Source organism: Hymenobacter sp. M1-2 (assembly GCF_057808495.1).
Map to the genome: position 1 here is coordinate 14190 of NZ_JBTYZO010000034.1, position 25088 is coordinate 39277.

The following is a 25088-nucleotide window of genomic DNA, read 5'->3' on the forward strand; positions in this document are numbered from 1 at the left end:
TCAGGTCAGCAAGATCAGGCATCTTCCCACTCTAACTGCTTTTCCTCATGCTCGATTTAGTGATTAATGCGCGCCAGGCGTCCATCAGTGCCGGGTTCGATGTGCGGCGGATCCTGCCTTTCCGGGAACGGCGCATGGTGGGGCCGTTCATCTTCATGGACCACGCCGGGCCCGTAAACGCGCCAGTAGGCCAACTGCCGGACCTCGACGTGCTGCCACACCCGCACATCGGGCTCTCTACGGTGAGCTACCTGTTTGGCGGCCAAGTCACGCACCGCGACAGCCTGGGCGTGGAGCAGATTATTCGGCCGGGCGAAGTGAACTGGATGACAGCCGGCAGTGGCATTGCCCACTCGGAACGGTTCGAGGACCCAGCCGCGTTGGCGGGTGGGCAACTGGAAATGATTCAGACCTGGGTGGCGCTCCCCGAAGCCGACGAAGAGACGGCGCCTAGCTTCCGCAACTACCAGCCGCAGGAATTGCACATCTTCACGGATACGGGCGTGTGGATGCGCCTCATCGCGGGCGAAGCCTTCGGCCTGCGCAACGACGTGCGGACGCATTCGCCGCTGTTTTATCTGCACGTGGTGCTGCAGCCGGGCACGCGCTTCGGGCCGCCGCGCGGCCACCAGGAGCGCGGAGCCTATGTAGCCAAGGGCCAGATTGAAGTGGCCGGCCACCGCTACTCGGCCGGGCAGTTGCTGGTGTTCACGCCAGGCCAGGACCCGCTCATCACCGCCCTCGAAACCACGACGCTCATGCTACTAGGCGGCGAGCAGCTCGGGCCGCGCTTCATCTGGTGGAACTTCGTGTCGTCGCGGAAGGAGCGCATCGAGCAGGCCAAGGCCGACTGGCAAGCTGGCCGCATCGCCTTACCACCCAACGACAACGAGGAATTTGTGCCTCTCCCCCAGGACAAGTCGCGCCCCGCTTCGTCGGCGTCGACGGCGCCGGAACCGTTGTCGTAGCGCGCAGTCAGGCTGCGCCATAGTAGCTCCGCAAAACATAAAAAAGCTCCGGCCCAAAGGCTGGAGCTTTTTTATGGGAGTCTTCACAATGGTGGGGTTACGCCAGGTCCTCCTCCAGCACTTCCGCCACCGGCAGTACATCGGAAGTCACGAGGTCCTTCTCGAGACGCAGGTTTTCGATGATGAACTCCTGCCGGGCGGGCGTATTCTTGCCCATGTAGTAGGTGAGCACCTGCTGAATAGAACGGTCCGATTGCAGAATCACGGGTTCCAGCTTGATATTGTCGCCAATGAACTTGCCAAACTCATCGGGGCTGATTTCGCCGAGACCTTTGAAGCGCGTGACTTCGGGGTTGCGGCCGAGCTGGCGCATGGCGGCCTGTTTTTCCTGCTCGTTGTAGCAGTAGATGGTGGTTTTCTTGTTCCGCACCCGGAACAGTGGCGTTTCCAGAATGTACACGTGGCCGTTGCGCACGAGGTCGGGGAAGAATTGTAGGAAGAAGGTGAGCAGCAGCAGCCGGATGTGCATGCCGTCCACGTCGGCATCGGTGGCAATGACGACGCGGTTATAACGCAGGCCTTCGATGCCTTCTTCGATGTTGAGCGCGTGCTGAAGCAGGTTTAGCTCCTCGTTCTCGTACACTATCTTCTTCTTCAGGCCGAAGCAGTTCAGGGGCTTACCACGCAAACTGAATACGGCTTCCGTTTCCACGTTGCGGCTTTTGGTGATGGAACCCGAGGCGGAGTCGCCCTCCGTGATGAAGAGCGTGGTAAGAGCTTCGGCTTCCTGCTTGCCTTCGCCGAGGTGGAAGCGGCAGTCGCGCAGTTTGCGGTTGTGCAGGTTGGCTTTCTTGGCCCGCTGGTTGGCCAGCTTCTTCACGCCCGCCATGTCTTTACGCTCCCGCTCGTTCTGCTCGATGCGCTTTTTAAGGGCCTCAGCCGTTTCGGGGTTCTTGTGCAGGAAGTTGTCGAGGTGTTCCTTCACGAAGTCCAGAATGAAGCCCCGCACCGTTGGCCCATCGGGACCCATGTTCATGGAGCCGAGTTTAGTCTTGGTTTGGCTTTCGAACACTGGTTCTTGCACCCGCACCGAAATAGCGGCTACAATGGAGCCGCGGACATCGGCGGCATCGTATTCCTTCTTGTAGAACTCGCGCAGGGTTTTCACTACCGCCTCGCGGAAAGCAGCCAGATGGGTGCCGCCCTGCGTGGTGTACTGTCCGTTCACGAACGAGTAGTATTCCTCGCCGTAGTCGTTGCCGTGGGTGAGGGCCAGCTCAATATCTTCCGCCTTCAGGTGAATGATGGGGTAGCGCACACTCTCGGCGTCGGCTTTGCGGGCCAGCAGGTCGAGCAGGCCGTTTTCGGAGTAGTATTTCTGGCCGTTGAAGTTGATGGTCAGGCCAGCATTCAGGTAGACGTAGTTCCAGATCTGGTTTTCCAGATACTCCGGGATGAAGCGGTAGTTGCGGAAAATCGTGTCGTCGGGCTGGAAGGCGATGAGCGTACCGTTGCGCTGGCTGGTTTTCTGCGGTTTAGCGTCCTGCGTGAGGATGCCTTGGGCAAACTCAGCTGACTTCATCTGGCCGTCGCGCACGCTCTGCACCAGAAAATAATTGCTGAGCGCGTTAACCGCCTTGGTGCCGACGCCGTTCAACCCAACAGATTTCTGGAAAACTTTGGAGTCGTACTTGCCGCCCGTGTTAATCTTGCTCACCACGTCCACCACTTTGCCCAGCGGAATGCCGCGGCCGTAGTCGCGCACTTGCACGCGGTGGTCGGAGATCTTGATTTCGATGGTGCGGCCGTGGCCCATCACGTGTTCGTCAATCGAGTTGTCGATGACTTCCTTCACCAACACATAGATGCCATCGTCGTACGCCGAACCATCGCCGAGCTTACCGATGTACATGCCGGGCCGCAACCGGATGTGCTCCCGCCAGTCGAGGGAGCGGATGCTGTCTTCGGTGTAGCCATGCGTGGCGACGGATATCTGTTCTTCAGCCATCTGAGAAGTGCAAGTCAAATTTCAAGTAAAATAACGCAGAAAACTGTCTTTTCCCACGCTTTCATTTCGCTAGTAAACTTAGCAAAAGTACTTCTTTCAATCCAGCATCGAGCTGCTTTTTTCGGAGATAATTCCGCAAAATGTTTGTCCGAAGCTTTTTTCAAGCCTCCCGCTTTCCCAATCATATTAGCAAAATGAACTCTCCTTCTACGCAACATCATTTGCCTCCTTCCGGCCACAAGCCCAGCTCAGTGGTTCACCAGACGCCCATCATCCAGTTTGCCTTCTTTATGCTGGGGGCGGTGCTGCTGGTGTACTCGCTCCGGGTGCTCGACAGTTTGCTGCTGCCAATGCTTTTTTCGGCGCTTTTTTCGCTGTTGCTGCTGCCGATTTGCCGCTGGCTGGAGCAACGGGGCCTGCCACGGGTGCTGGCCATCATCGTGAGCCTGCTGCTGCTCGTGCTGGTGCTGGCGGGTATTATTTTAGGCTTCGGCTCCCAGCTTACGCAGTTTAAAAGTGAGCTGCCCAAGCTGCAAGTCAAGCTAATGGAGTTTTTCAACGACGCGCAGGAATGGGCCCACCTCCGGTTCGGCTACCAGCCTATGAGCATTGAAGACCTGAAAGATTCGACGCTGAAACTGCTCAAAAAATCGGGCGGCAGCTACCTCGGCACCACCCTAAATACTACCTCTGCCGTGCTGAGCAACTTGGCGCAGGTCCTGATTTATATCTTCTGTCTGCTACTTTACCGGGACCATCTGCGGCAGTTTATGTTCCGTTTCGTGGCGCCCGATAAGCGCACTTCCATCCTGCACACCGTCGACAATATCCAGACCGTGGTGCAAGCCTACATCTCTGGTCTAGTGAAGGTTATCATTATCGTGGCGGTTCTTAACGGCATTGGTTTGATGATTCTGGGGGTGAAGTTCGCCATCTTCTTTGCCATTTTCGCCTCGGTTCTGGCCATCATTCCCTACATCGGCATCATGATTGGCGCCGCGTTGCCTGCCATTGTCACGCTAGTCGAAACGGGCTCCCCCGTGCAGGCCGCGCTGGTAGTTGGGGTGTTTGTGATAGTGCAGTTTCTGGAAGGCAACTTCATCACCCCCATGATTACGGGCTCCCAGGTAAGCATCAACCCGCTGGCTGCCATTCTGGCCCTGATTCTGGGTGCGGAATTGTGGGGCACGCCGGGTATGATTCTAAGTATTCCGCTTGTGGCCGTCATCAAGGTAGTGCTGGACGCCAACAAAACCACCGAGCCCTGGGGCTTCCTACTCGGCGACACCGCCGAAGGCGACGACTCCACCAAACCCGAAAACAAGAAACCCGGCGGCCTCAAAAAACTCTGGAGACGAGCCGTCGGACAGGCAGTTCAATGAAGAATGAGGAATTGCGTGCGGAAGCTATCAAGAAGATTCATTCTTCAAAGAAAGCACGTAAGTATCTACCGTTTCGGCGGTGGCGCCAAAGCCTTCTTTCTGCGTGAGCAGGCCGGAGTTTACCTCGCCTTGCACGGAGGAAATGCCAAAGGAGAGGCGCTGAAAATCACTCCGTTTTGCGGTCAGGATGTGGGCCAACACGGCATCTACGGCGCCTACTTGCTTACCTCGTAGGCTGCCAGCAATATATTGGGTGTGCACGAAGCCCTGCCGTGCATCCTGAAACAGCAGCACTCCACCTACTATTTCGGTTTCGAGACGAGCCACCCAGAGCTCTAGGTTGCTAAGATGCTGGTCACGCAGGCGACTTATTTCCGCCAAGGCGTGCACGGGGCGGCGGCCGTGGCTTTGCAACAGATTCTGCGTGAGTAGCTCCCAAAAAGTAGCGTAATCGGCTGTGCTGCCTGGTACCACGACTACGCCATGACGGCGGGCTTTGCGCAGGTTGCCGCGCCGCCACGTGCCAATACGGAAAGGCTGCGTCAGGTCGATTACGGAATTCATTTCGCGTGCCGCTAGCTGGGCATCTTGCTGATGCAGCCAAAACAGCAGCGCCTCAGAAGGCTGTCGGCAGAATACCCGTGGCACGGGTTTGAGCACCAGTTGCTGAAACCCCGCCGCCCGCCACGCCGCCCGCAGCAACTCCAGCCACGCGGCCAATTCAGTGTATTTAGGCAGCGTTGCCGTTACTAGCCCGCCATAAGCAAGCCCAGGATGTGCGATAAGCTTAGTGGGCTCCGGTGTATCACGGGCCACCCCGGCCACAAATATGGCCTGCAATGTTGCGCCCTGCCACACGAGCCACGAATGGTCCTGGAAACGGTCTTGGTGGTACTCCAGGAAAGAGCGCCGAAACGTAAATGGCCCGTTGATGGAGGTAGCTACCAAGGCGTCCCAGGCACCAGCGTAAGCGGAAGTATAAGGTTCTACCCGTAGCAGCGCGGGCCGGGCCGGGCTCATGAAGAATGGGCCGCACCGGGGCCGGCCAAGGCCCGAAAAGCCGCGTAATCGCGGAGGTAGCTGGCTTCAGAATACGCCTCTGATACCAGGCATAGCAGTACGGCTTGCTCGTGAAACCGAATGGTGCGCCAGTAAAGCCCCGGCAGATACAACCCTACATCAGGGCTTTCCAACACAAAGTGCTGCTGCTCGCCGGCGGGGTTTTCCAGGGTGATGCCGAGGCGGCCACTGACGGCGACGAGCAACTGTTGCAGGGTATGGTGGGCGTGGTGGCCACGCAGTACGTCGTTGGGGGTGAGGTAAGTCCAGTAAGCCCGCACCACCGGAAACGGCAGCAGCTCCGGCGCGGCCGTTACTTCGAAGCCCGTCTGCGCGTCGCCGGTGCGGGGCAGCGGCAACAGGTGCGGAACGGACAGGGTTTCGGCGGGAATGGTCATCAACGGCAAACGAGCGGGGGTAAGCGCCGGAAACAACGGGCGGAACGGCCAAAAGTAGCGCTTCTCCCCTTTCCAGCCAACCAGCCCGCCCGTTTTAGCCCCATCGGCCCGGATGAAACAGGAAGGCAGAATTTTTTTCCGCTACTGTACAACTTGCCGTCAAACAAGCCGGTATATACACTCGGCCTTACTTCCAAGAAGCAAGCGAGGCCCCATCTTTCCACTTTAACTTTCTCCACCATGTCTATCAACAGCGAAACCACTCGCGCCTACAACGACCTAGTCGAAATCAACAAAACGGCTGCTAAAGGCTACCAGGAAGCCGCTGAAGGTATATCCAACGCCCAGCTGAAATCGAAGCTGAGCCAGATGAGCCAACAGCGCGCCCAGTTTGCCGCCGAGCTGACGCAACACGCGCAGCAATATGGCATCAGCCCTGAGCAAGGCAATACCGTGGAAGGCGTAGTGGCCGATGCCGCCGCCGCCGTACACCGGGGCTGGATCAATATTAAATCGGCCATCACGGGCCAAGACGACTCGGCCATTCTTGGCGAGTGCGAAACCGGTGACGCCGTGGCGCTGCAGTCGTACGAGACGGCGCTAAAGTCGAACGAGCTGCCCGCCGAAGCGCGCAACGTGATGCAGCAGCAGCACGGTACTATCCTGTCGGACAAAAACTGGGTAACTCAGCAGAAGAGCAACTATTAATTGGGTTGCTTGCCCTATCTAGAAAAGGCCCGCTTCGTGCGGGCCTTTTTTGTGGGCTATGTGCGGTTTGGTTCGGGAGCAAGGCGTGGCTTTTCGCTTCTTGCAACCTTCCGGCCGTGTATCTTTGTTACCAACTGTATTAGCATCGTTCACTACCCGATACCGCGCCGCTTTTGTACGCCATCATCGACCTAGAAACTACCGGAGGCCAGCCCGCGCAGGACCGCATCACGGAAATAGCCATTTTTATTCACGATGGCGATAAGGTCGTGGACCAGTTCGAAACGCTACTTAATCCGGGGCGGCCCATCCCCTTCTTCATCACCCAGCTCACCGGCATCACCGATGATATGGTGCGGGAAGCCCCCAAGTTTCATGAGGTGGCCCGCAAGGTGGTAGAGATGACCGAGGGCTGTGTATTTGTAGCTCATAATGTACGCTTTGACTATTCTTTCCTCAAGAAGGAGTTTGGGGATTTAGGCTACAATTACTCGCGCAAAACTTTGTGCACCGTGCGCCTGAGCCGTTCGTTGATGCCGGGCCAGCCGAGCTATAGTCTGGGCAAGCTTTGCCAAAACATCGGCATTCCGCTCAACGGTAGGCACCGCGCCGCGGGAGATGCCGCCGCTACCGCCATCCTATTTGATCGGCTCCTTAAAATCAGCCAGCAGGAAGAGGCCCTGACGAAGCCGGGAATCTCCGCGGCCGACACGCTGGCGGCAGTAGATGCTAACGCCCCGGCGGGCCGGCGGCCCATCGCTACGGCTGCTGGCACCACGGCCGTAGCCACCAAACAGCCCTCGGCGCGCAAGATCAAAGCGGTGCAGGATGCCATTCGCACGGCGCTGCTGCCACCCAACATCACTCCCGAAAAAGTCGCGTCGCTGCCCCAGACGGCCGGCGTGTACTACTTCCACAACGAGGATGGAGAGGTGATTTACGTGGGCAAGAGCATCAACATTTACAAGCGCATTCAGCAGCACTTTGCCGTCGACTATAAATCGCGTAAGAGCATCGAGTTCAAGAACTCCATTTCGGATATCACCTGGGAGCTGACGGGCTCGGAGCTGGTGGCGCTGCTCTACGAGTCGCACGAGATAAAGCGGCTGAAACCGCTCTACAATCGCGCCCAGCGCCGTTCAGTGTTTCCGGCGGGTATCTTTCTGCGCACCGATGAGAACGGCTACAAGCGCCTCTACTATGGCCGTGCTGACGACCACGCCGAGTCGCACCCGCTTATCGCGCTTGGCAACCAGTTTAAGGCCAAAGGCTTCCTGTTTCACAAGGTGGCGAAATTCAACCTTTGCCAGAAGCTCTGCGACCTGTACAAAACCAACGGCTCGTGCTTCGACTACCAAGTGCACCGCTGTAAAGGCGCCTGCCTAGGTTTGGAACCCGCCGAGGAGTATAATCAGCGCGTGGAAGAGGCCATTGAGTCGTTTACCTACCAGCACGGTTCTTTCGTGGTGATTGGGCAAGGCCGCCACGAAACCGAAAAGACGGTGGTACTAGTAGAAAACGGCCGCTACCTGGGCTTCGGCTACGTGGATACTGACACGTTCTCAGCCAGAAAGCTGACCGATTTCAAGGACATCATCACACGCTACAACGACAACAAGGACGTACAGCAGATTATCCGGCAATACTTGCGCACCAAGCACAAAGACAAGGTAAAGGTCTTTAAGTAACGTGTTCTGACGAGCGGCAAATGTAAAACTACTGCTCTGCTCCTAGCAGCGGGGCTTTTTTATGCCCAAGAGGAATCTAATAAGGTGTTCAACTAAGCGGAATTAGCCAGCAGTTGCGTGGGCTGCTGTTAGCGTTGAGCGTCATTCTGCTTCTTGCGGTTACCGAAGCTCATGTGAGGATTCTTCATAACCTGATTTACGCTTCCGCAGCCTCACTGTAAAAATATGTGGAAGCTCAGCATTAAGAATAAAGATAAATTGTATCTTTCGAACACTGTTCCATTATACTACTACACACCTTTGCAGCACTTGTTCACGCTTCTCCCTGCCATGTAATACTCTGCATTACTGCTTGCCTGCGTTGAGATGAACAAGCTCATTTACCCAGTACACGAATCGCTGTATTTCCAAAACAGCTTAGCTCAAATCGTGGAATATTCCAGTCATTACGTGCGTGTAGAATGGCAGGCATCTCCCATGATCAGCCAGGATCTGCGTGAAGTATATGAACACATTTTGCAGCTGCTGAAAGAGTCGCAGCTGACCAAAGTGCTTTCCGACCACCAACTCATGCCCGCCATTATGCCCCAGGACCAGCACTGGCTGGCAACCGATTGGGCGCCGCGGGCCGTGCGCGAGGCTCACTACCGCCATTGCGCCGTGGTAGACGCCTACGACGTATACAACCGCCTCGGCACTACTTCCGTGGTGCAACACGTTCGCCGGAGCCTCAACCTGCGAGTAGCGCATTTTCCCGACCATGAGTCGGCAGAGCGCTGGCTGCTAGGCTGCCATTAGCTGCCCGTCCGGAGCCTGCTGCCCACTACCTCCTGGCAGCCGCTCAACCACTGAACCGCCGCCGCTTCATCATTGAAACGACGCATCTGGTAAGTTTGAGTGGGATTACTTTCGCTTTCTTGATACACCGGCATGGCGAGCGTAAGTTGCTGATACATGGGCGAAAGCAGCTGACTCAGGTACACCTGCTGGCCCAGCCAAGCGTGCAGCCTAGGAAAGAACTCTTGAAATCCCCAGTTCGTGGTTTCAGTGTCGGCCGGATGGCGACGTCGGCCATCAAGTAGCCAGTACGGGCACTGGTACTGCTGAGCGGCTTCCAGAATCCGCTGGTAGCCAGTGCGGGTTTCAGCCCCTGAAACGGGCCGTTGCCAGCGCGCTATCAGCATGTTAAGGTCAGGACGGTAAGTGATAATAAGGTAATCTGAAACTACTGCGGTGTGCATGGGAGGGAGCGAGAAAGAACGCTAATATATGGCACAATACCCACATTATAAGGGATTAGGCCAACCTCATCAGTACAAGCGGTGCCGAAGCAGCCAGCCCGTGGCATCAAACTCTTCGGCTTGCGGTTGGTAGGCTTTGACTTTCACGGCGGCAGGAACCGTTACCGAATTACCATCCCCGCTATCGAGGATGGTGGTGCGCGTATGCGTGGCTTCTGGTGCCAAAGCGCGCACGAGGTCTTGCCCGGCGCCATCGTAAATACGTAGCGTCATTCCCGGCGCCGGCAGGGCGCGCAGTTCAAATACGTCGTTGCCACCTAACCCAAACAGCTTAAGCGACTGAGTTTCGCGCGTGTGAAAAGTACGCTGACCAATGAGGCTGTCGGGGCGGGTAGTGCCGTGCTGATACACGCGCACGCGCACCTGCTGGGGCGCGGGCACTTCCACTACAAACCGCTCGGATTGGTCGGTGCCGGGTATTTCTACGTCGCGGGCCAACAAGGCGTAAAACTTATCGGCCACAGCGGGTAGTTGGTCGCGGCGGGCCGTGAGTTTTTCTTCAAATTCCGGCCCGGCCAGCGCATAGACTTCCTTGGGCCACACGCTTAATGCTTCTTTGATAACGGTAGTGGGCAACTGCTGCCGGAGCGAGTCGGCTATCTGCTGGAAGTCGTGGCGCGAGAGATACACCAGCAGCGACTTATCCATGGGCCGGGCGGCGCGGTTAAGGCCCTCCACGTTGGCCAAGCGAATGTTTTTGTCGAAAGTTTGATAATTCGACTTCAGCCAGCTAATGATGCGAGTGAAGAATCCATCGTTGAACTTGAAAAAAGCATGGTCCCGGTCGCGCGGAATGGGGCGGTATTGAATGCTGCCAGCCGGCCCCTCGAAGCTGGCCCAGCGCCACTGGTCTTCGCGGCGGCTCCAGTCGCCGAGCCACATATCGAACAGCCGGGCCCGCAGGTACTGCCGGGCTTCCACCCGAAACTGGGGGCTGGTCAGCAAGTTGGTAAACACCTTGCGCGAGCTTTCCACGTGGGCCGAGTTGCCGAAACTGGCATTACGGCGCTGGTCGCCCTCGGGCCGCTCTTCCAGCAAGTACAGCGCGTTGGCGAAGCTCTGCCGGTACTCGCCCAGGGCCGGGTCGTCGGCCACGTACACCAGCCGCGGGTTAGTGTGGTAGATGCCGGCGGCCTGAGCCAGCGGCGGCACAATGTAGGCGCCGTAGGGGTTGATAACGCTGGTTTGATCCTTCAACAGTCGCCCCACAGGACCATCGCGCATATCTTCGGGCAGGGCCTTGGTGGCATCTTTATCGACGGAGCGCAGCACGTACTGTACGCCTTGCTGGTCTACCAGGCGCAGATTACGCGTCTGATAGGAGCCTCCTTCCTGTATGGGTGTGAGGCCACCGGGCACCACGGTGCGCAGATTCAGCACGGGCACCGTTACGGGCAGCGCCCACAAGTCGCGGTAGTGGCGGCCCCAGAAAAAGCGGTACACCCCCGAACGGTCGTACTGGGGGCCAGCGGCCACGAGCACCGTAGAATCGGAGAGAATACGGGCGGCGGGGCGGCGCGGCGGAGCAGCCGGAGCCGAGCAGGCGTGACACAGCAACCCAACCCACAGCCAAGACGCCAGCCGACGGGGCTTCAGCAGAAAACACGACACGCGGCAAACCATTAGCAGCCGCCGGGTTGGCGGATAGCCTTATAGCGTAAACGCGGCCCCGGAGGTTCGGCCTCGGGTAGTGCAAGGGTTATTTTGCACTTTGCTTTTATCACGGCATACTCCCGTCCGTTGGCTGAGAAGTTGCACTTTGATTGGACGGGCCGCTGATACCTTTGCTACGAGTTGCTAACAACTGCCGGCTGGCTGCGTTGAAGGATACAGCCGCGCTTTCTGCCCCGCATGACCCTTCGCTTCTCTCTCGCCGTCGTTCTACTACTGCTGACAACTGCCTGCGCCCGCCAGGTTTTTTTTCAGGCCGATGCCCGGCTCAGCAACGAGGCTCTCCCTCCTACTGCCGATAGCGTGCGGGTGACGGCCGGCCGCCACTACCAGCGCGGGCCCTTTGGCCGATTTTGGCTAGGCAAGCACCACCGCGCGGCCTGGGCGCAACCCGTTACGCTGCCCGTCCTGAACCTGGCCTCCACGGTACCGGGCGGACTGCGGCCCGGCAAGATCGGGGGCGGCTTTCAAACCATCAGCATGACCGTACTCGGCCCCAACGGCCAGGGCTACGCCTTGCGCTCCATCGACAAAGACCCGTACCGCACGCTGCCGAAAGTGTTGCGCCGGAGCTTCGCCCTGAATCTGGTCCGGGACGCTACTTCGGCCGGACATCCCTACGGCGCTTTTGTGGTGCCGCCGCTGGCGGCGGCGGCCGGCGTAGCCCATACCAATCCAAGAGCGTATTATGTCCGGCCCAATGAAACCGGCTTAGGAGCCATTTCGGAACGGTATCGGGGCCGGGTGGTACTGCTGGAGGAAAAGTTTGAGGGCCAGGAAAATATTGCGGGCCGGGTGCCCGGCGCCTCCGCCCTGGAAGAAAGCGCCGAGATGCTGGAAAAAAGGTACGCGTCGGCGCGGCACCGAATTGATGAAGAAGCCTTTCTGCGGGCCCGGCTGCTGGATCTGTGGCTCGGCGACTGGGATCGGCACGAAGGACAATGGAGTTGGGCGGCGTACCCACAGGCGCGAGGCTACACGCGCTGGGTGCCCATTCCGCAGGACCGGGACCAGGTTTTCTTTCAGTTTGATGATGGAGTGCTGCCCTGGGTGATGAGCAAAATCGTGCACCGGTTCCGCACGTTCGGCCCGCGCTACGAAAGCATTGAGGGCTACACCAGCAACGCCCGCTACATCGATTCGCACGTGCTAACGGAGTTGGATCTTGCCGCCTACCAAGCCACGGCCCGCGACCTGCAACGCCGCCTTAGTGATACCGTGCTCGAACAAGCCGTGCGCCAAGGTCTGCCCCGCGAAGTATACCAACGCGAAGGCGCCCGCCTAGTAGCTGCTCTGCGCGCCCGCCGCGACGCCCTGCCGAAAGTAGCCACGGACTTCTACCACCTGCGCGCCCGCCACGTGCTCGTAGCCGGCACCGACCAAGCCGAGCGGTTTGTAGTAGAACGCCTCCACGACACGGCCACCGTGGTTTCGGTCTACCGCCTGCCCGGCACCAGTAGCCCGGCCCGCACCACCGACTCGCTGCTCTACCGCCGCAGCTTCCGGCCCCAAGAAACCCAGCGTCTGAGCCTGCACGGCCTTGGCGGCAATGACGTATTCGAGGTGCGCGGAACCGTACGCCGCAGTCCCTTCATCGATATTTACGGCGGCCCCCACGAGGATCAAGTGCGCGACGCGTCCCGCGTAGCCGGCCTGCGCCGCAAAACCCGCTTCTTCGACACCAAGCGCAACAACGACTTCGCCCCCGCTCCCGAGTTGAAGAACAAGACCACGAAAGGCGTCGAAAGCCACGCCTTCGACCGCGACGGCTCAGGCAGGTGAATGGATGAAGAATGGACTTACGCCCAGGCTCGGTTTTAGCCCCGGAGGGGCGGCATATTGGTAGCAAGAGGGTGGTTGAGAAGAACCGAGCCCCGGGAGGGGCGACACCTGGTACGGTGGTATAGATGTGCCGCCCCTCCGGGGCTTTAGAAGCATCCAAGCAACGGAGGACTACCGATAGGTCGCCCCGCTGGGGCTTTCGATAGACTGGCGTGCGTAAGTCCTAGAAGAATTGGGAATAAGGAGGGAAGAATTACCAGCCGGCCTTTTCTTCTTCCTTCCTCCATGCCCCAACCCTCCTGTTGACAGTGCCGACATAGGTTCTGAACATGCCGACCTCACTTTGGACGTTGCCGACTTCGTTTCGGACAGTCCGGACTTCGCTTCGGACGGTACCGACTTGCCTTTGGACAGTCCGGACTTCGCTTCGGACGGCCCGGACCTCACTTGGGACGGTCCGGACTTGGCTTCGGACGGTCCCGACACATTTCGGACGGCCCGGACTTCTCTTTGGACAGTCCCGACCTCTCTTCGGACAGTGCTGACTTCGCTTGGGACAGTCCCGACTTCGCTTGGGACAATGCCGAGTTGGCTGCTGACAATACCGGCAGCCTCATCCTTTATCCTTCATCCCTTATCCTTCATCTTTCATCCCCTTCCAACTCCGCCAGCATATCCAGCACCATGTGCTCGATGGGGCTGAGCAGGTCGTTTTCGGTGGGGTCGGCGTCGTGGCGGCGCAGGTAGTCGATGAGCTTGTCGGAGTTGAAAAGCTCCGTGACTTGCGGGTGAATGTAGTATTTGGAGCACACGGTGGGCGTGTTGCCAAGGTCGTGGGCCACGTCCTTGATGGCGAGCTTCAGGGTTTTGGGCTTGGGGAAGTTGGGCTCCTCATCCAGCACCCGTTCCAGGCATTCCACCATTTTCACGGTGCCGCCCCAGGTGCGAAAATCTTTAGCCGAAAGCTGCAAGCCGGTTATCTGCTGCAAATACTCGTTCACGTCGCCCGATTCCAGCTCCTGCCGATGGCCATCGGGGGCGTAGTACTGGAAGAGGTGCTGGCCCGGAATTTCCTTGCACTTCTGCACCAGCTGGGCCAGTTTCCGGTCGTGAATGGTGAGGTCGTGGGCCACTCCTTTCTTCCCGACGAAGGCAAAGCGGACATCGGCGCCGCTTACCTGCACGTGCTTGTCGCGCAGGGTGGTGAGGCCGTAGGTTTTGTTTTTGGTGGCGTATTCCTTGTTGCCGACGCGCATGAACGAGCGGTCCATAAGCGTAACCACTAGGGCCAGCACCTTCTGCTTGTCGAGCTGCGGGCGGGCCAGGTCCTTATGGATTTGACGGCGCAGGTCAGCCAGCTTTTCGCCGAAAGCGCGCAAGCGGCTGAACTTGGTGAGGCTGCGGGCCTGGTCCCAGGCGGCGTGGTAGAGGTACTGCTTGCGGCCCTTGGCGTCGCGGCCCGTCACTTGCAGGTGGGAGTTGGCCGCCGGCGAAATCCAGACGTCCGTCCAAGCCGGCGGAATCACGAAGCCTTGAATACGGTCTAGGGTTGCTTTATCGGTGATTTTCTCGCCCTGAACTGTGTAGTACGCGAATTTGCCGTTGCGCGTGGGCTTGCGGGTGAAGCCCGGCTTGGTATCAGGAAGGTAGCGCAGGCCGGCCAGCTCGGCTTGCCGGGCAGGGTCTTTGTATAGCTCGTGGGCCTCTTGCAGCGGCAGCAGGCGTTTCTTTTTGGTTTTGGGGCGCGGGTGGGCAGTGGTAGTAGGCATAGAGCGAAGCGGGCAAATGGCGGCCGGAGCGGCAGCGTTTTATGTACGCGAGAGGACGCGAAAAGGTCAGCTTGGCAGTTTGGCCGGGGTGGAGCTAAGTATTTCGGGATATTTTTTCCCGCTGATTTTCCGCACACTACCGCCACAGCTCGGCTTCTGGCAACCTCGTCAGATGGCTCCTCGTACCGGCTCCAACGATTCTGGCACCGTTTTTTCTTTCGGCAGCTTACATCAATCGTTCCCTCTCTTTCTTCTTCACTCCAAACCACTTGTTCATGCGCCGTTTGCTTTTCAAACCCTGGCTCCTGCTTTCTCTCGCCGCTACGCTCGGTGGCACCGCCGCCTGCTCCTCCGACGGCGACGGCGTGCTGCTCTTCTCCATCGAAGACGACAAGGCCCTGGGCGAGCAAGTAGCCGCCCAGACCGATTCCACCTACCGCGCCCAGCGCAAGCTATTGGAACGCAACTCGAGCAACGCCCGCGCCTACCAGCTCCTCGACGGCGTGGTAAACAAAGTCCTCAACTCCGGCGAGGTGAAATACCGCAACGAGTTTCCCTGGGACGTTAAAATTATCAAGGATGATGCCGTACAGAACGCCTTCGCAACGCCCGGCGGCCACATTTACGTGTTTTCGGGCCTCATCAAGTTCCTCGATGATGAGAACCAGCTAGCCGGCGTACTGGGCCACGAAATTGCCCACGCCGACCGTCGCCACACCTCCAAACAACTCCAGCAGCAGTACGGTATTGGGGTGCTACTAAGCTTGCTCGTCGGCGATAATCCCGGCCAGCTCGTAGAGATTGCGGCTGGTCTAGGTCAACTCAAGTTTGGCCGCGACGATGAGAATGAGGCCGACCAGTACTCGGTTATCTACCTCAACAAAACCACCTACGCCTGCGACGGCGCGGCTGGCTTCTTCATCAAAGCCGAAGCGCAGGGCCAAAGCAACGTGCCCACCTTCCTTAGCACCCACCCCAACCCCGGCAGCCGCATTCAAAACATTCAGAACAAAGCCAACGAGCTCAACTGCCGCAACCGCACCGTTTCGAGCGCCAACTTCGATGAGCTGAAGCGGATTCTGTAAGACGTATTTGAAACCGTTTGCCACTGAGGCTTGTATATTTGAGTGAAAGGAGTGGTCGGTTATGGACGATTAAGGAAGGGGACGGTTTTTCCGGCTGCATCTTCCGCCACTCGCTAAGGCCAGTCGCTATTGCGGCTGGCCTTTTCTTTTGTACATGGTCACGGGGCAAAGGACGCGGCGGCCTGTGCGGACTTTGAGGATGATAGTGATTAGCCAATCCATGTCGTACACGGTTAATTCCACGCATTTTGTATCCTTTTGTCGTGCTAGGCCCGGATTAACGCTTTGTGGTGCCAACAGCCACTCGGCCAGACGTATTATGTCCTCCGGCACAATCTCTATCTGCCCCTGTAGTTGCTCCTGGCTGGCTTTGCCGTGCCGCTTGAGAATATGGCGTACGGCTGAATCATCAATCATAAAGCTGTAACCAGATACATTAATGCCCGTCTCTTTCAGTATTTGCTGGTGAACAGTATCAGAAACAAGGAAGAGGTGACAAAATGCTTTCTGACTTCTCAACGTGTAATCTTCTTGCAGGGCATATTCCACTAATTTTTTAATCGTTCGAAACTCTGTATGCATAGACGAGGTAGTGAAAACATTATTGACGAGTACTGAAGCATGGCTTCTGTATTGCCAGTCTTAACCACTGCTTATATTCTCTGTTGCAGGATTTACAATTAAATCTTTTCGACAGCAAACTGCTCCGTTCCCGCGTACTTGCCCTCATGTCTCTCTTCCACAAACTCGGCAATCTAGCCGAACAGGCCGACGACCTGCTGACGCGCACGCGCGCCCGGCTGGGCCTGCTCCATCCCTTGCAGTTGCTGCCCTACCGCAGCTACGGCACGTCTACGCGCCTCTACGTGAAAGGCCGCCTGCTCACCGATAAAGGCATTGCCGAGCCCGATGCCTCCGATTCGCGTCTGCACAACCTGCTGAACATGTACCGCCGCTTCGACAGCAACGAAATCAGCGGGGCGCAACTGCTAGTAAGGCCCGCCGATGGCTCAGAGCACACCGTAGTGACGGACGAGGAAGGCTATTTCACGCTGAATCTGGAGCCCAAGACCCTGCCCGAGCCGATAGACTACCTCTGGTATCCGGTGGAGGTGCTGCTGCAACAAGTGCCCCACCCCTACTCGGCCCACGACTTACGCGCGGCCGCGCCGGTGCTTATTCCGCCACCCGACGCCGAGTACGGCATAATCTCCGACCTCGACGACACCGTTATCCAGACCTCGGCTACCAACCTGTTGCGCATGGCCCGCACCGTGCTGGTCCGCAATGCCAAGTCGCGGCTGCCGTTTAAGGGAGTGGCGGAGTTTTACCGGCAGTTGCAGCTGGGCCGCAACGGCAAGCGCAACAACCCCTTCTTTTACGTCAGCAGCTCGCCCTGGAATCTGTACGATTTGCTGGAAGATTTCCTGGACCTAAACGACATTCCGCCCGGCCCGCTGCTGCTGCGCGACATGGCCCTGGCGAGCAAGAAAACCGGCGCGGCCACTGCTCACCACGGTCACAAGCTCAAGGAAATTGACAACCTGCTGCTCACTTATCCGCAACTGCCCTTCGTGCTCATCGGCGACTCGGGGCAAGAAGACGCCAACATCTACCGCGAAGTGGTGCGCCGCCACCCCGGCCGCATCCTCGCCATCTACATCCGCGACGTGAACCTGCCAGAACGAGCTGCGCTAGTGGAGCGCGTACGGGAAGATCTACGCGCTGATAAGGTGGAAATGCTGCTGGTGCAAGACACCGTGCAAGCCGCTAAACACGCCGCCGAAATGGGCCTTATTTTCCAGGAAGCCGTGGCGGCCGTGGAACAGGAAAAACAAAAAGACGAGGCCCCCGCCACCGAAAACGACTTGGATGGCGAAGGTACCGGCGAGCCGGTGATGCAATGAATCATGGCGTCGGTGTCATTGCGAGGAGGCACGACGACGCAATCCTTCCTCTCAAAGGGACTAACGCTACTTACAAGACTAAGCCCTTGGCGTTAGTGTAGTAACCTAATGCCAAGGGCTTGGTCTGACAAGTGCAGTTTTCAGCAGAGAGGAAGGATTGCGTCGTCGTGCCTCCTCGCAATGACAGTTTGCTTTGCTCCTCAACTGGAATGGTCGGCGACAATGAGCCAGCGGCCGTTGATGCGGCGCAGCACCAGCAGATAGTGGCCGTTTAGGTCGCCGGCCGTGGGGCGCGTCAGGTGCCAGCGGCCCACTACTTGCGCCGCATCGGGGCCGATGGGCGTGATGCGCAGGCCGTCGAAACGGAGCTGGCCCATGGCGGTGGTATCGGGGTAGTTGCGGCGGTAGTTGTCGAGGGTGCTTTGCCAGCCGTAGGTCAGGCCACTCTTGCCAATGAACACCAGCGAGTCGTTTTGCCAGTAGCCTTGCATGAAGCCAGACACGTCGCCACGGTTCCAGGCGGCGGTTTGGGTGGTGAGCAGCTGCGCGATGGCGCGGCGCGTTTCGGCTGGCGCTTCGGTGGCGGGTGGGCGGCCCGGCTCACAGGCTAGTACGAGTAGCGCGAGTGGCAAAACAGCAAGTCGTTTCATACGAGTAAGTATAGCTGTTTCCACTTCAACCCTAGGTATTTGCTACAGCACCAAAACCTGCTACGAAGCACCCGACTATACCATAGCGTGACGCTCCTCGCATCCACACAAATGCCGAAACGTGCTTAATCCACCAGCTCCCGCACGTAGGCTCGGCCGCCGAGCCGACCCATATTGCGCATGACGCGCTGCTGCTTGGCGCGGGCCTGCGGGCCGGGGTTGCTGGCCCGGAAACGCAGTGGGTTGGGCAGCACACCGGCCAGTAGTGCGGCTTCGGCGCGGGTCAGCATGTTGGCTGGTTTGCGGAAGTAGCGTTGTGAAGCGGCTTCTACCCCGAACGTGCAGTCGCCCATTTCAGCCACGCTCAGGTACATTTCCATGATGCGTCGCTTGTCCCAGAACAGTTCGATGAGGACGGTAAAATAGGCTTCAGCCGCCTTGCGCACGTAGCTGCGGCCCTGCCAGAGAAACACGTTCTTGGCTACTTGCTGCGAGATAGTACTGCCGCCGCGTAGCTTTTTGCCTCCGCTAAAATTATACTTCGCCGCGTTCCACAGCGCGTTGCCATCGAAGCCGTGATGCAGCAGAAAGCGTTGATCTTCGGCGGCAATCAGGGCCAGCGGCACTTCCGGCGATACTTCATCGAGGCCCTTGAAGTAGTAGCGAATGCGCCGGTCGTCTTCCTGAATACCGTAGTAGCCGAGGCCTATCGGGGCGTGGGCGCGGCGCTCCAGCATGAGCCACGTGGCCGGCGGCGACACCCACCGGTACACCAGCACCCAGGCCACCGACGACAGAAACAAAGCCGCTACCACTTGCAGCAGCACTTGCCGGGTCCGCCGCCACACTTTTTTGTAATCCGTTGCCAAAGCCAGAAAAATAGTCTGCTACTGGGCGGCTCCACTCCGGGCGCCCAGCAGCAAAAGTAGCGTTTTTAGGGCCAGAGCCTATCTGTTAAGTAGTGAGACTTGAGATATGAGAAGTGAGATGGAAAACAGCTTTTCTGCTTGTTTAGATGAGTAACTCAGGTTAGGAAGTAAGCAGTTAAGCCCCGGAGGGGCGACATATCGGTAGCTATTGTGTTCCTCATATGACTTTAAAGCCCCATCGGGGCGACACCAACCGTTGCACGATTAGTGTCGCCCCGATGGGGCTTTACCTAATTTTACGTTCGGTTTTCTACCAATATGCCGCCCCGCCGGGGCTCAACAGCTTGCTCAGTAAGTAATAGGTGCGAAAAAGATTTCCTTTTACGCTCAGATGGGTGTCTTCAACTGTCGCTGTAGCAATGAGCTACAACACCCGTACCCAGATATTGCGGAAGCTGATGGGCTCGCTTTTGTCGCCGTGGGCTTGCAGCTTTATGGGTGCTGATCCGGGCTTTTGGTTCTGATAAGTTGGTTTGCCAATGTAGACGGTAGGCCCAAGAAGCGCTACATTATTCTGCACCAGAACGCCATTGAAAAACACGGTTACTCGGGCGGGAGTAGCCAGCTGGCCGCCCGCCTCGAAGGTGGGAGCCGTCCAGATAATATCATAGAATTGCCACTCGCCGGGTTTGCGGGTGGGGTTGGCTAGCGGAATGTGTTGCTTGTAGATGCTGCCGGCCATTCCATTTACGTAGGTTTTGTTGTTGTAGGAATCGAGAATCTGGAGCTCGTAACCCAGATCCTCTTTGCCGAGCGAGGCCAAAAATACGCCGCTATTGCCTCGCTCCTGCCCTACGCCCGTTATGTTGGCGGGTACGCGCCACTCCAAGTGGAGTTGGTAATTGGTGAAAGCCTGCTTGGTTTCGATGTTGCCCGCGTCTTTTTTCACGGTCATCAGGCCATCCGCCACCGTCCATTTGGCTGGCGCACTCCGGTCGTTGGCCGACACCCATTGGTCCAGGTTTTTCCCATTGAACAGGATAACAGCATCCGAAGGCGCGTCGCTGCTGATTTTGCCGGGCGCTACAACTTTGGGTACGGGTTGCCATACTTCAGTATCCTCTGGTTTTGCCGTTTGCTGCGCCTGCGCCATACCGAAGCTACCCGCAATTATTGCCGTGACTACCACACTTAATCTAAAAGGCTCAGTCATTCTTTTCAGGAGTATTAAGCGAGTAGATTCTTTTTGATGTATGCCGCGCTTTGCGTTATACTTTGATACGGATCTTTGGAAAAATTTTCCTGCTCCATAAATATATTAGTTATTCCTGCTGTCTTCGCCGACTGAAATATCTTTTTAAAATCTATAGTACCGGAGCCAACTTCCGTATTGATTTCAGGCTTGGCTTTGTCCATGTCTTTAACGTGCCACATTACAAAGCGTTTCGGGTGTGCAGCCATCAACTTCACTGGGTCTTGACCAGCTCTTACGGCCCAATACAAATCCAATTCAAAACCAACCAAAGCAGGATCAGTTTCTTTTAACAAAACGTCATAAAGCGTCACGCCATTAATTGGCTTAAATTCAAAATCATGATTATGATACGATGCCTTGATGCCAGCTTGTTTACACAGCTCACCTATTCTATTTGCTTTTTGAGCAGCAGCTTTAAAATCATCGGTTGTTTTTCTAAATGTGTCGTTTAAATATGGAATAACAACGTAAGATTGGCCACATATTTTAGCAGCTTCGATGTAAGATTTTAACGCATCTTCATCACCGGTAGCAAAATAATTATTCATGTCATAATGCCCGCTCGAAGTAGTCAGGCCGTTGTCTTGCAGCACCGATTTGAAGTCTTTGGGCGATAGTCCCCAAAAGTTTTTCTCTTTGCTGTAGCCGTACGTTTCCACTTCCTTGTAGCCGGCTTTGGCGACTTTCGCCAACACGCCTTTTACATCCTTATCAATGTACTCACGCAGCGTATACAACTGAATGCCGAGCTTCAGAGGAGACTGAGCAAAAACTGCTGCCGGTGTAAGCAGAGAGGCCGCCGACAGTAAGCCCGCCTGCTTGAGAAAATCTCTTCTTTGCATTTTCATGAGTAAGTGAGTTGTAGGTTGGTGTAAAGCGTCTCCTGAGTTCAATTAAACGTCGCAGAGCTGAATGGCTTTTCGGAGTGAGGCAAGTTTATCAGGTTGTTTGGGCATAAATTCCTGCGCTACAAAGCCTTCAAATCCAGTGGCTTTTATGGCGCGCATAATAGCGGGGTAATATAATTCTTGCGTATCATCAATTTCATTTCGACCCGGCACTCCTGCCGTGTGATAGTGGGCAATGTAGCGGTGATTATCAGTGATATTCCGAATAACGTCGCCTTCATCGATCTGCATATGATAAATATCAAATAGCAGTTTGAAATTTTCCGAATCCAACCTTTTGGCTAGCTCCACACCCCACGCCGTTCTGTCGCACTGGTAATCCTTGTGGTCGATTTTGCTATTTAACAGCTCCATCACCAATACCACTTTATGCTTGGCTGCTAAAGTCAGCAAGGGGCGTAAACCTTCTACGCAATTTTGCCAGCCGGTTTCGTCGCTTTTGCCCCGCCGATTGCCGCTGAAACAAATGAGATTCTGGTAGCCAGCTTTGGCAACTAGCGGAATCATCTCGAAATAGTTTTTCAGTAGTGTGGCGTGGAAAGCCTTATCATTAAAGCCATCAATCAAATTGATTTCGGCCCCGTTGCACATCGAGGATACCAGGCCGTATTTCTGCAATACGGGCCAGTCTTTGGGGCCCACTAAGTCAATTCCTTTCAGGCCGATTTCTTTGGCCGCCGCGCACAGCTGCTCCATCGACAAGTCGCTGAAGCACCACCGGCAGACGGAATGGTTGAGGTTGTTTTTCAGGGCCAGGGTTTCGGATTGACGGGTTTCAGCGGTGCAGAAGCTTGCCACGACACCCGTGCTCAGCGCCGTGGTTCCAACGACGAGGTTCTTGATAGCGGTGCGGCGGGTGGGGCGAGATGCCATGGCAAGTGTCTGCTGAGAGTGGAGCAACAGCTTATTTTACAGCCAGAATGTATTTCGTCATCTCCTGAGCATCCGCCACTGACAAGCCGGGGTGTGGAGTCATCGGGATTTCGCCCCAATTGCCCTTACCGCCCTGAATGATCTTGGTAGCCAAGCTGGCCACGTTGGCGTCGGTGGCGGGATATTTGAGCGCGATGTCCCTGTAAGAAGGCCCCACCAGCAAGTCCCGCTCCCGGTGGCAACTGCCGCAATCGGAGGCATTCATCAGCGCCACCCCTTTGGGGAGCAGTCCGCCGCTCCGTTCAGTACCGATATTAGTGGCACCCGTATCGATCTGGGGCTGCCGGGCCACAGCCGTCAGGTTGGCCGCCGCGCTGCTATCACTAATTTCCTCGGCCGTTGCCGGCTCATCTGCGGCGGGCGTAGTAGTGGCCTCCCGTTCCCGCTCGGCCGACTGCGGCGACGATCCGCAGGCCGCGACTACGGCGCAAACGCTAATGAGTAAAAAAGTCTTTTTCATAGTGTTGGTGGGCTTACAGGCCTAGTACAGTGTTGTGCAATGCGTGGTCGGTTCCGGCCGCGGCGAAATCGTCGAAGGCTTTGTCGGTGACGCGGATGATGTGGTTTTGGATAAACGGCGCGCCCTCTCTGGCGCCGTCTTCCGGGTGCTTGAGGGCGCACTCCCACTCCAGAACGGCCCAGCCAGGATAGTCGTAGGCAGCGAGCTTACTGAAAATGGCTTTGAAATCAACTTGCCCATCGCCGGGTGAGCGGAAGCGCCCCGCCCGATTCGGCCACGACTGGTAGCCGCCGTACACGCCCTGCCGGCCCGTGGGGTTGAACTCGGCATCCTTGACGTGAAACATCTTAATCCGCTCGTGATAGATGTCGATGTACTCCAAATAATCGAGGCACTGGAGCACGAAGTGTGAAGGATCGTAGAGCAGGCAAGCGCGCGGGTGCTGCCCCACTTTGTCGAGAAACATCTCGTACGTGATGCCGTCGTGCAGGTCCTCGCCTGGATGGATTTCGTAGCACAAATCAATTCCGCAGGCGTCGAACTCGTTGAGAATAGGCGTCCAGCGGCGGGCCAGCTCCGTGAAAGCTGTATCGACCAAGCCGGCGGGCCGCTGCGGCCAGGGGTACAGCAGAGGCCAGAGCAAGGCGCCGCTAAACGTAGCGTGGGCCTGCAACCCCAAGTTTTGGGAGGCTTTGGCCGCGAACTTCACTTGCTGCACCGCCCACGCCTGCCGGGCCTTGGGGTTGTTGCGGTACGCTTCGGGCGCAAAACCATCGAATAGCTGATCGTAGACGGGATTGACGGCGACTAGCTGGCCCTGCAAATGGGTGGAGAGTTCGGTTATCTGCAACCCCGCGGCCCGTACTTGGCCGGTTATTTCGTCGGCGTAGGTTTTGCTTTCGGCGGCTAGCTGCAAATCCAGGAAGCGGCTGTCGTTGGTGGGCAACTGAATGCCCTGGTAGCCGAGGCTTTTGGCCCATTGGCAGATGGAAGCGAGGCTATTGAACGGCGCTTGGTCGCTGATGAATTGCGCTAGAAAAATGGCGGGGCCTTTGATGGTTTTCATAGGTTTCTAGGCGCTAAAAGCCGTCCACTTGATCTCCGATTGGCCCGAGGCAATGACGCTCTCGATGAAGGCCATGCCGCGCACACCTTCTTCCACGCCCGGATAATCGAGGGCTTCGGCGGGGGCGGTTTTGCCTTTTAATTCGGCCAATAAGCACAGCCCGAAGTTGCGGTACAGGTTGGCAAAGGCTTCGAGGTAGCCTTCGGGGTGGCCGGCCGGCGTGCGGGCATTGTGCCGCGCCAGGGCGCTGGTGTAGCCCGCGCCGGTACGCCGCAGTTCGGTTGGTTTGTCCAGCCACTTTACGGCCAGCGTGTTGGCATCGGCTTGCTGCCATTCCAGGCCGCCCCGCTCTCCGTACACTCGTATTTTGACGTTATTTTCTTCGCCGGCGGCAATTTGGGAGGCCATCAGCACGGCGCTGGCCCCGTTGCTTAACTTGAGCAGCACGGCTCCGTCGTCGTCGAGCCGGCGGCCGGCTACCACCGTGTTGATATCGGCGCAGAGCTTGACTACGGCTAGGCCCGTTACATATTCGAGCAGATTGAAGGCGTGGGTGCCGATGTCGCCCATGGCGCCGGCCACGCCGCTCCGGGCGGGGTCGGTGCGCCAGGCGGCTTGCGGGTTGCCGGTGCCTTCCTCGAAGCCACTCAGCCAGCCCTGCGGATATTCCACGTAGGCTTTGCGGATGGCCCCAAGCTCTCCCGATGCCAGCAGCTGTTTAGCCTCTTTCACCATGGGGTAGCCGGTGTAGGTGTGCGTCAGGCAGAGGTGCTGGCCGCTGGCCGCCACTACCTGGCGCAGTTCCTTGGCTTCGGCGAGAGAGAAGGTCATGGGCTTGTCTAGAATCACATGAAATCCGTTTTCCAGCGCCAGCTTGGCCGGCTCGAAATGCAGGTGGTTGGGCGTCACGATGCTAATAACCTGCACCCGCTCTTCAGCCGGCAGTTGTCTTTCCCGCTCGATTAGCTCGGCGTAGGAACCATAAACACGCTGAGCCGGCAGCCCCAATAACTCGCCCGTAGCTTTCGACTTTTCGGGTGAGCTGCTGAAGGCGCCGCACACCAACTCGTAGAGGCCGTCCAGCGAAGCAGCCAGCCGGTGAATGCCCCCGATAAACGCTCCTTGTCCCCCGCCTATCATTCCCAGCCTTATTTTCATGCAGTAATCTTGTTGTTAGCGCAGCTTAGTAGAAGCGACGAATCTGAAGTGGCGAATGCAGTG

23 protein-coding genes are annotated in these 25088 nt (G+C 57.4%); 8 read left to right on the forward strand and 15 right to left on the reverse strand.

Annotated features, from left to right (window positions below; genetic code table 11):
• Positions 1-47 precede the first annotated feature (47 nt).
• Entirely contained in the window at positions 48-968 is a 921-nt protein-coding gene (locus tag ACYSMN_RS23675) for a pirin family protein (protein ID WP_488926401.1), read from the forward strand.
• Between the two features lie 97 nt (positions 969-1065).
• Here ACYSMN_RS23675 and ACYSMN_RS23680 read toward each other — a convergent pair whose 3' ends face one another.
• Positions 1066-2976, reverse strand: a complete 1911-nt coding sequence (locus tag ACYSMN_RS23680; RefSeq protein WP_488926402.1) for a DNA topoisomerase IV subunit B — start codon at positions 2974-2976, stop codon at positions 1066-1068.
• Positions 2977-3170: 194 nt separating this feature from the next.
• Between ACYSMN_RS23680 and ACYSMN_RS23685 the strand changes: the two genes are divergently transcribed.
• Positions 3171-4358: an AI-2E family transporter gene (locus ACYSMN_RS23685; protein ID WP_488926403.1), complete on the forward strand. Its 1188-nt coding sequence runs from the start codon at positions 3171-3173 to the stop codon at positions 4356-4358.
• 27 nt (positions 4359-4385) lie between these two features.
• Here the strand turns inward: ACYSMN_RS23685 and ACYSMN_RS23690 are convergent, their stop codons facing one another.
• On the reverse strand, positions 4386-5378 hold the full coding sequence (locus ACYSMN_RS23690) for a hypothetical protein (RefSeq protein WP_488926404.1): 993 nt from the start codon (positions 5376-5378) through the stop codon (positions 4386-4388).
• Positions 5375-5815, reverse strand: a complete 441-nt coding sequence (locus ACYSMN_RS23695; RefSeq protein WP_488926405.1) for a sugar 3,4-ketoisomerase — start codon at positions 5813-5815, stop codon at positions 5375-5377. The genes ACYSMN_RS23690 and ACYSMN_RS23695 overlap by 4 nt, the downstream gene beginning before the upstream one ends.
• 240 nt (positions 5816-6055) lie before the next feature.
• Here ACYSMN_RS23695 and ACYSMN_RS23700 point away from each other — a divergent pair, with 240 nt between their 5' ends.
• The 3 genes from ACYSMN_RS23700 to ACYSMN_RS23710 all read left to right on the forward strand — a co-directional run bounded on the left by ACYSMN_RS23700 (position 6056) and on the right by ACYSMN_RS23710 (position 9009).
• Positions 6056-6523 carry a ferritin-like domain-containing protein gene (locus ACYSMN_RS23700; RefSeq protein ID WP_488926406.1) on the forward strand — a complete coding sequence of 156 codons (468 nt, stop codon included), beginning with the start codon at positions 6056-6058 and terminating at the stop codon, positions 6521-6523.
• Positions 6524-6696: 173 nt separating this feature from the next.
• On the forward strand, positions 6697-8211 hold the full coding sequence (locus tag ACYSMN_RS23705; protein ID WP_488926407.1) for an exonuclease domain-containing protein: 1515 nt from the start codon (positions 6697-6699) through the stop codon (positions 8209-8211).
• Between the two features lie 366 nt (positions 8212-8577).
• Entirely contained in the window at positions 8578-9009 is a 432-nt protein-coding gene (locus ACYSMN_RS23710) for a hypothetical protein (RefSeq protein WP_488926408.1), read from the forward strand.
• Here ACYSMN_RS23710 and ACYSMN_RS23715 read toward each other — a convergent pair.
• Positions 9006-9452, reverse strand: a complete 447-nt coding sequence (locus ACYSMN_RS23715) for a hypothetical protein (RefSeq protein ID WP_488926409.1) — start codon at positions 9450-9452, stop codon at positions 9006-9008. The two genes, ACYSMN_RS23710 and ACYSMN_RS23715, sit on opposite strands and share 4 nt — an antisense overlap.
• Before the next feature lie 69 nt (positions 9453-9521).
• On the reverse strand, positions 9522-11123 hold the full coding sequence (locus ACYSMN_RS23720) for a hypothetical protein (RefSeq protein WP_488926410.1): 1602 nt from the start codon (positions 11121-11123) through the stop codon (positions 9522-9524).
• A gap of 240 nt (positions 11124-11363) precedes the next feature.
• Between ACYSMN_RS23720 and ACYSMN_RS23725 the strand changes: the two genes are divergently transcribed.
• Positions 11364-12965: a hypothetical protein gene (locus tag ACYSMN_RS23725; RefSeq protein ID WP_488926411.1), complete on the forward strand. Its 1602-nt coding sequence runs from the start codon at positions 11364-11366 to the stop codon at positions 12963-12965.
• Positions 12966-13606: 641 nt separating this feature from the next.
• Here ACYSMN_RS23725 and ACYSMN_RS23730 read toward each other — a convergent pair.
• Complete coding sequence (locus tag ACYSMN_RS23730) at positions 13607-14734, reverse strand: DNA topoisomerase IB (protein ID WP_488926412.1); 1128 nt, start codon at positions 14732-14734, stop codon at positions 13607-13609.
• A 275-nt stretch (positions 14735-15009) separates the two neighbouring features.
• Between ACYSMN_RS23730 and ACYSMN_RS23735 the strand changes: the two genes are divergently transcribed.
• Complete coding sequence (locus ACYSMN_RS23735; RefSeq protein ID WP_488926413.1) at positions 15010-15819, forward strand: M48 family metalloprotease; 810 nt, start codon at positions 15010-15012, stop codon at positions 15817-15819.
• Between the two features lie 126 nt (positions 15820-15945).
• Here ACYSMN_RS23735 and ACYSMN_RS23740 read toward each other — a convergent pair whose 3' ends face one another.
• A complete protein-coding gene (locus ACYSMN_RS23740) occupies positions 15946-16401 on the reverse strand; it encodes a PBECR3 domain-containing polyvalent protein (RefSeq protein WP_488926414.1) in 456 nt (151 codons plus the stop codon).
• A 146-nt stretch (positions 16402-16547) separates the two neighbouring features.
• Between ACYSMN_RS23740 and ACYSMN_RS23745 the strand changes: the two genes are divergently transcribed.
• Positions 16548-17726 carry an App1 family protein phosphatidate phosphatase gene (locus tag ACYSMN_RS23745; RefSeq protein ID WP_488926415.1) on the forward strand — a complete coding sequence of 393 codons (1179 nt, stop codon included), beginning with the start codon at positions 16548-16550 and terminating at the stop codon, positions 17724-17726.
• Between the two features lie 200 nt (positions 17727-17926).
• On the opposite strand, the gene ACYSMN_RS23750 is transcribed toward ACYSMN_RS23745, so the two are convergent.
• The 8 genes from ACYSMN_RS23750 to ACYSMN_RS23785 all read right to left on the reverse strand — a co-directional run bounded on the left by ACYSMN_RS23750 (position 17927) and on the right by ACYSMN_RS23785 (position 25025).
• Positions 17927-18376: a YybH family protein gene (locus tag ACYSMN_RS23750; protein ID WP_488926416.1), complete on the reverse strand. Its 450-nt coding sequence runs from the start codon at positions 18374-18376 to the stop codon at positions 17927-17929.
• 125 nt (positions 18377-18501) lie between these two features.
• Positions 18502-19245, reverse strand: a complete 744-nt coding sequence (gene mtgA / locus ACYSMN_RS23755) for a monofunctional biosynthetic peptidoglycan transglycosylase (RefSeq protein WP_488926417.1) — start codon at positions 19243-19245, stop codon at positions 18502-18504.
• 424 nt (positions 19246-19669) lie between these two features.
• Positions 19670-20458, reverse strand: coding sequence for a 3-keto-disaccharide hydrolase (locus ACYSMN_RS23760; protein WP_488926418.1), 789 nt, complete (start codon positions 20456-20458; stop codon positions 19670-19672).
• A gap of 14 nt (positions 20459-20472) precedes the next feature.
• The gene (locus ACYSMN_RS23765; RefSeq protein WP_488926419.1) at positions 20473-21348 is read right to left on the reverse strand and encodes a sugar phosphate isomerase/epimerase family protein; all 876 of its coding nucleotides are present in this window, start codon (positions 21346-21348) and stop codon (positions 20473-20475) included.
• Between the two features lie 45 nt (positions 21349-21393).
• Positions 21394-22281, reverse strand: a complete 888-nt coding sequence (locus ACYSMN_RS23770) for a hydroxypyruvate isomerase family protein (protein WP_488926420.1) — start codon at positions 22279-22281, stop codon at positions 21394-21396.
• 31 nt (positions 22282-22312) lie between these two features.
• Positions 22313-22801, reverse strand: a complete 489-nt coding sequence (locus ACYSMN_RS23775) for a c-type cytochrome (RefSeq protein WP_488926421.1) — start codon at positions 22799-22801, stop codon at positions 22313-22315.
• 13 nt (positions 22802-22814) lie between these two features.
• Positions 22815-23867, reverse strand: coding sequence for a sugar phosphate isomerase/epimerase family protein (locus tag ACYSMN_RS23780; protein WP_488926422.1), 1053 nt, complete (start codon positions 23865-23867; stop codon positions 22815-22817).
• Positions 23868-23873: 6 nt separating this feature from the next.
• Positions 23874-25025 carry a Gfo/Idh/MocA family protein gene (locus ACYSMN_RS23785; protein ID WP_488926423.1) on the reverse strand — a complete coding sequence of 384 codons (1152 nt, stop codon included), beginning with the start codon at positions 25023-25025 and terminating at the stop codon, positions 23874-23876.
• Positions 25026-25088 lie beyond the last annotated feature (63 nt).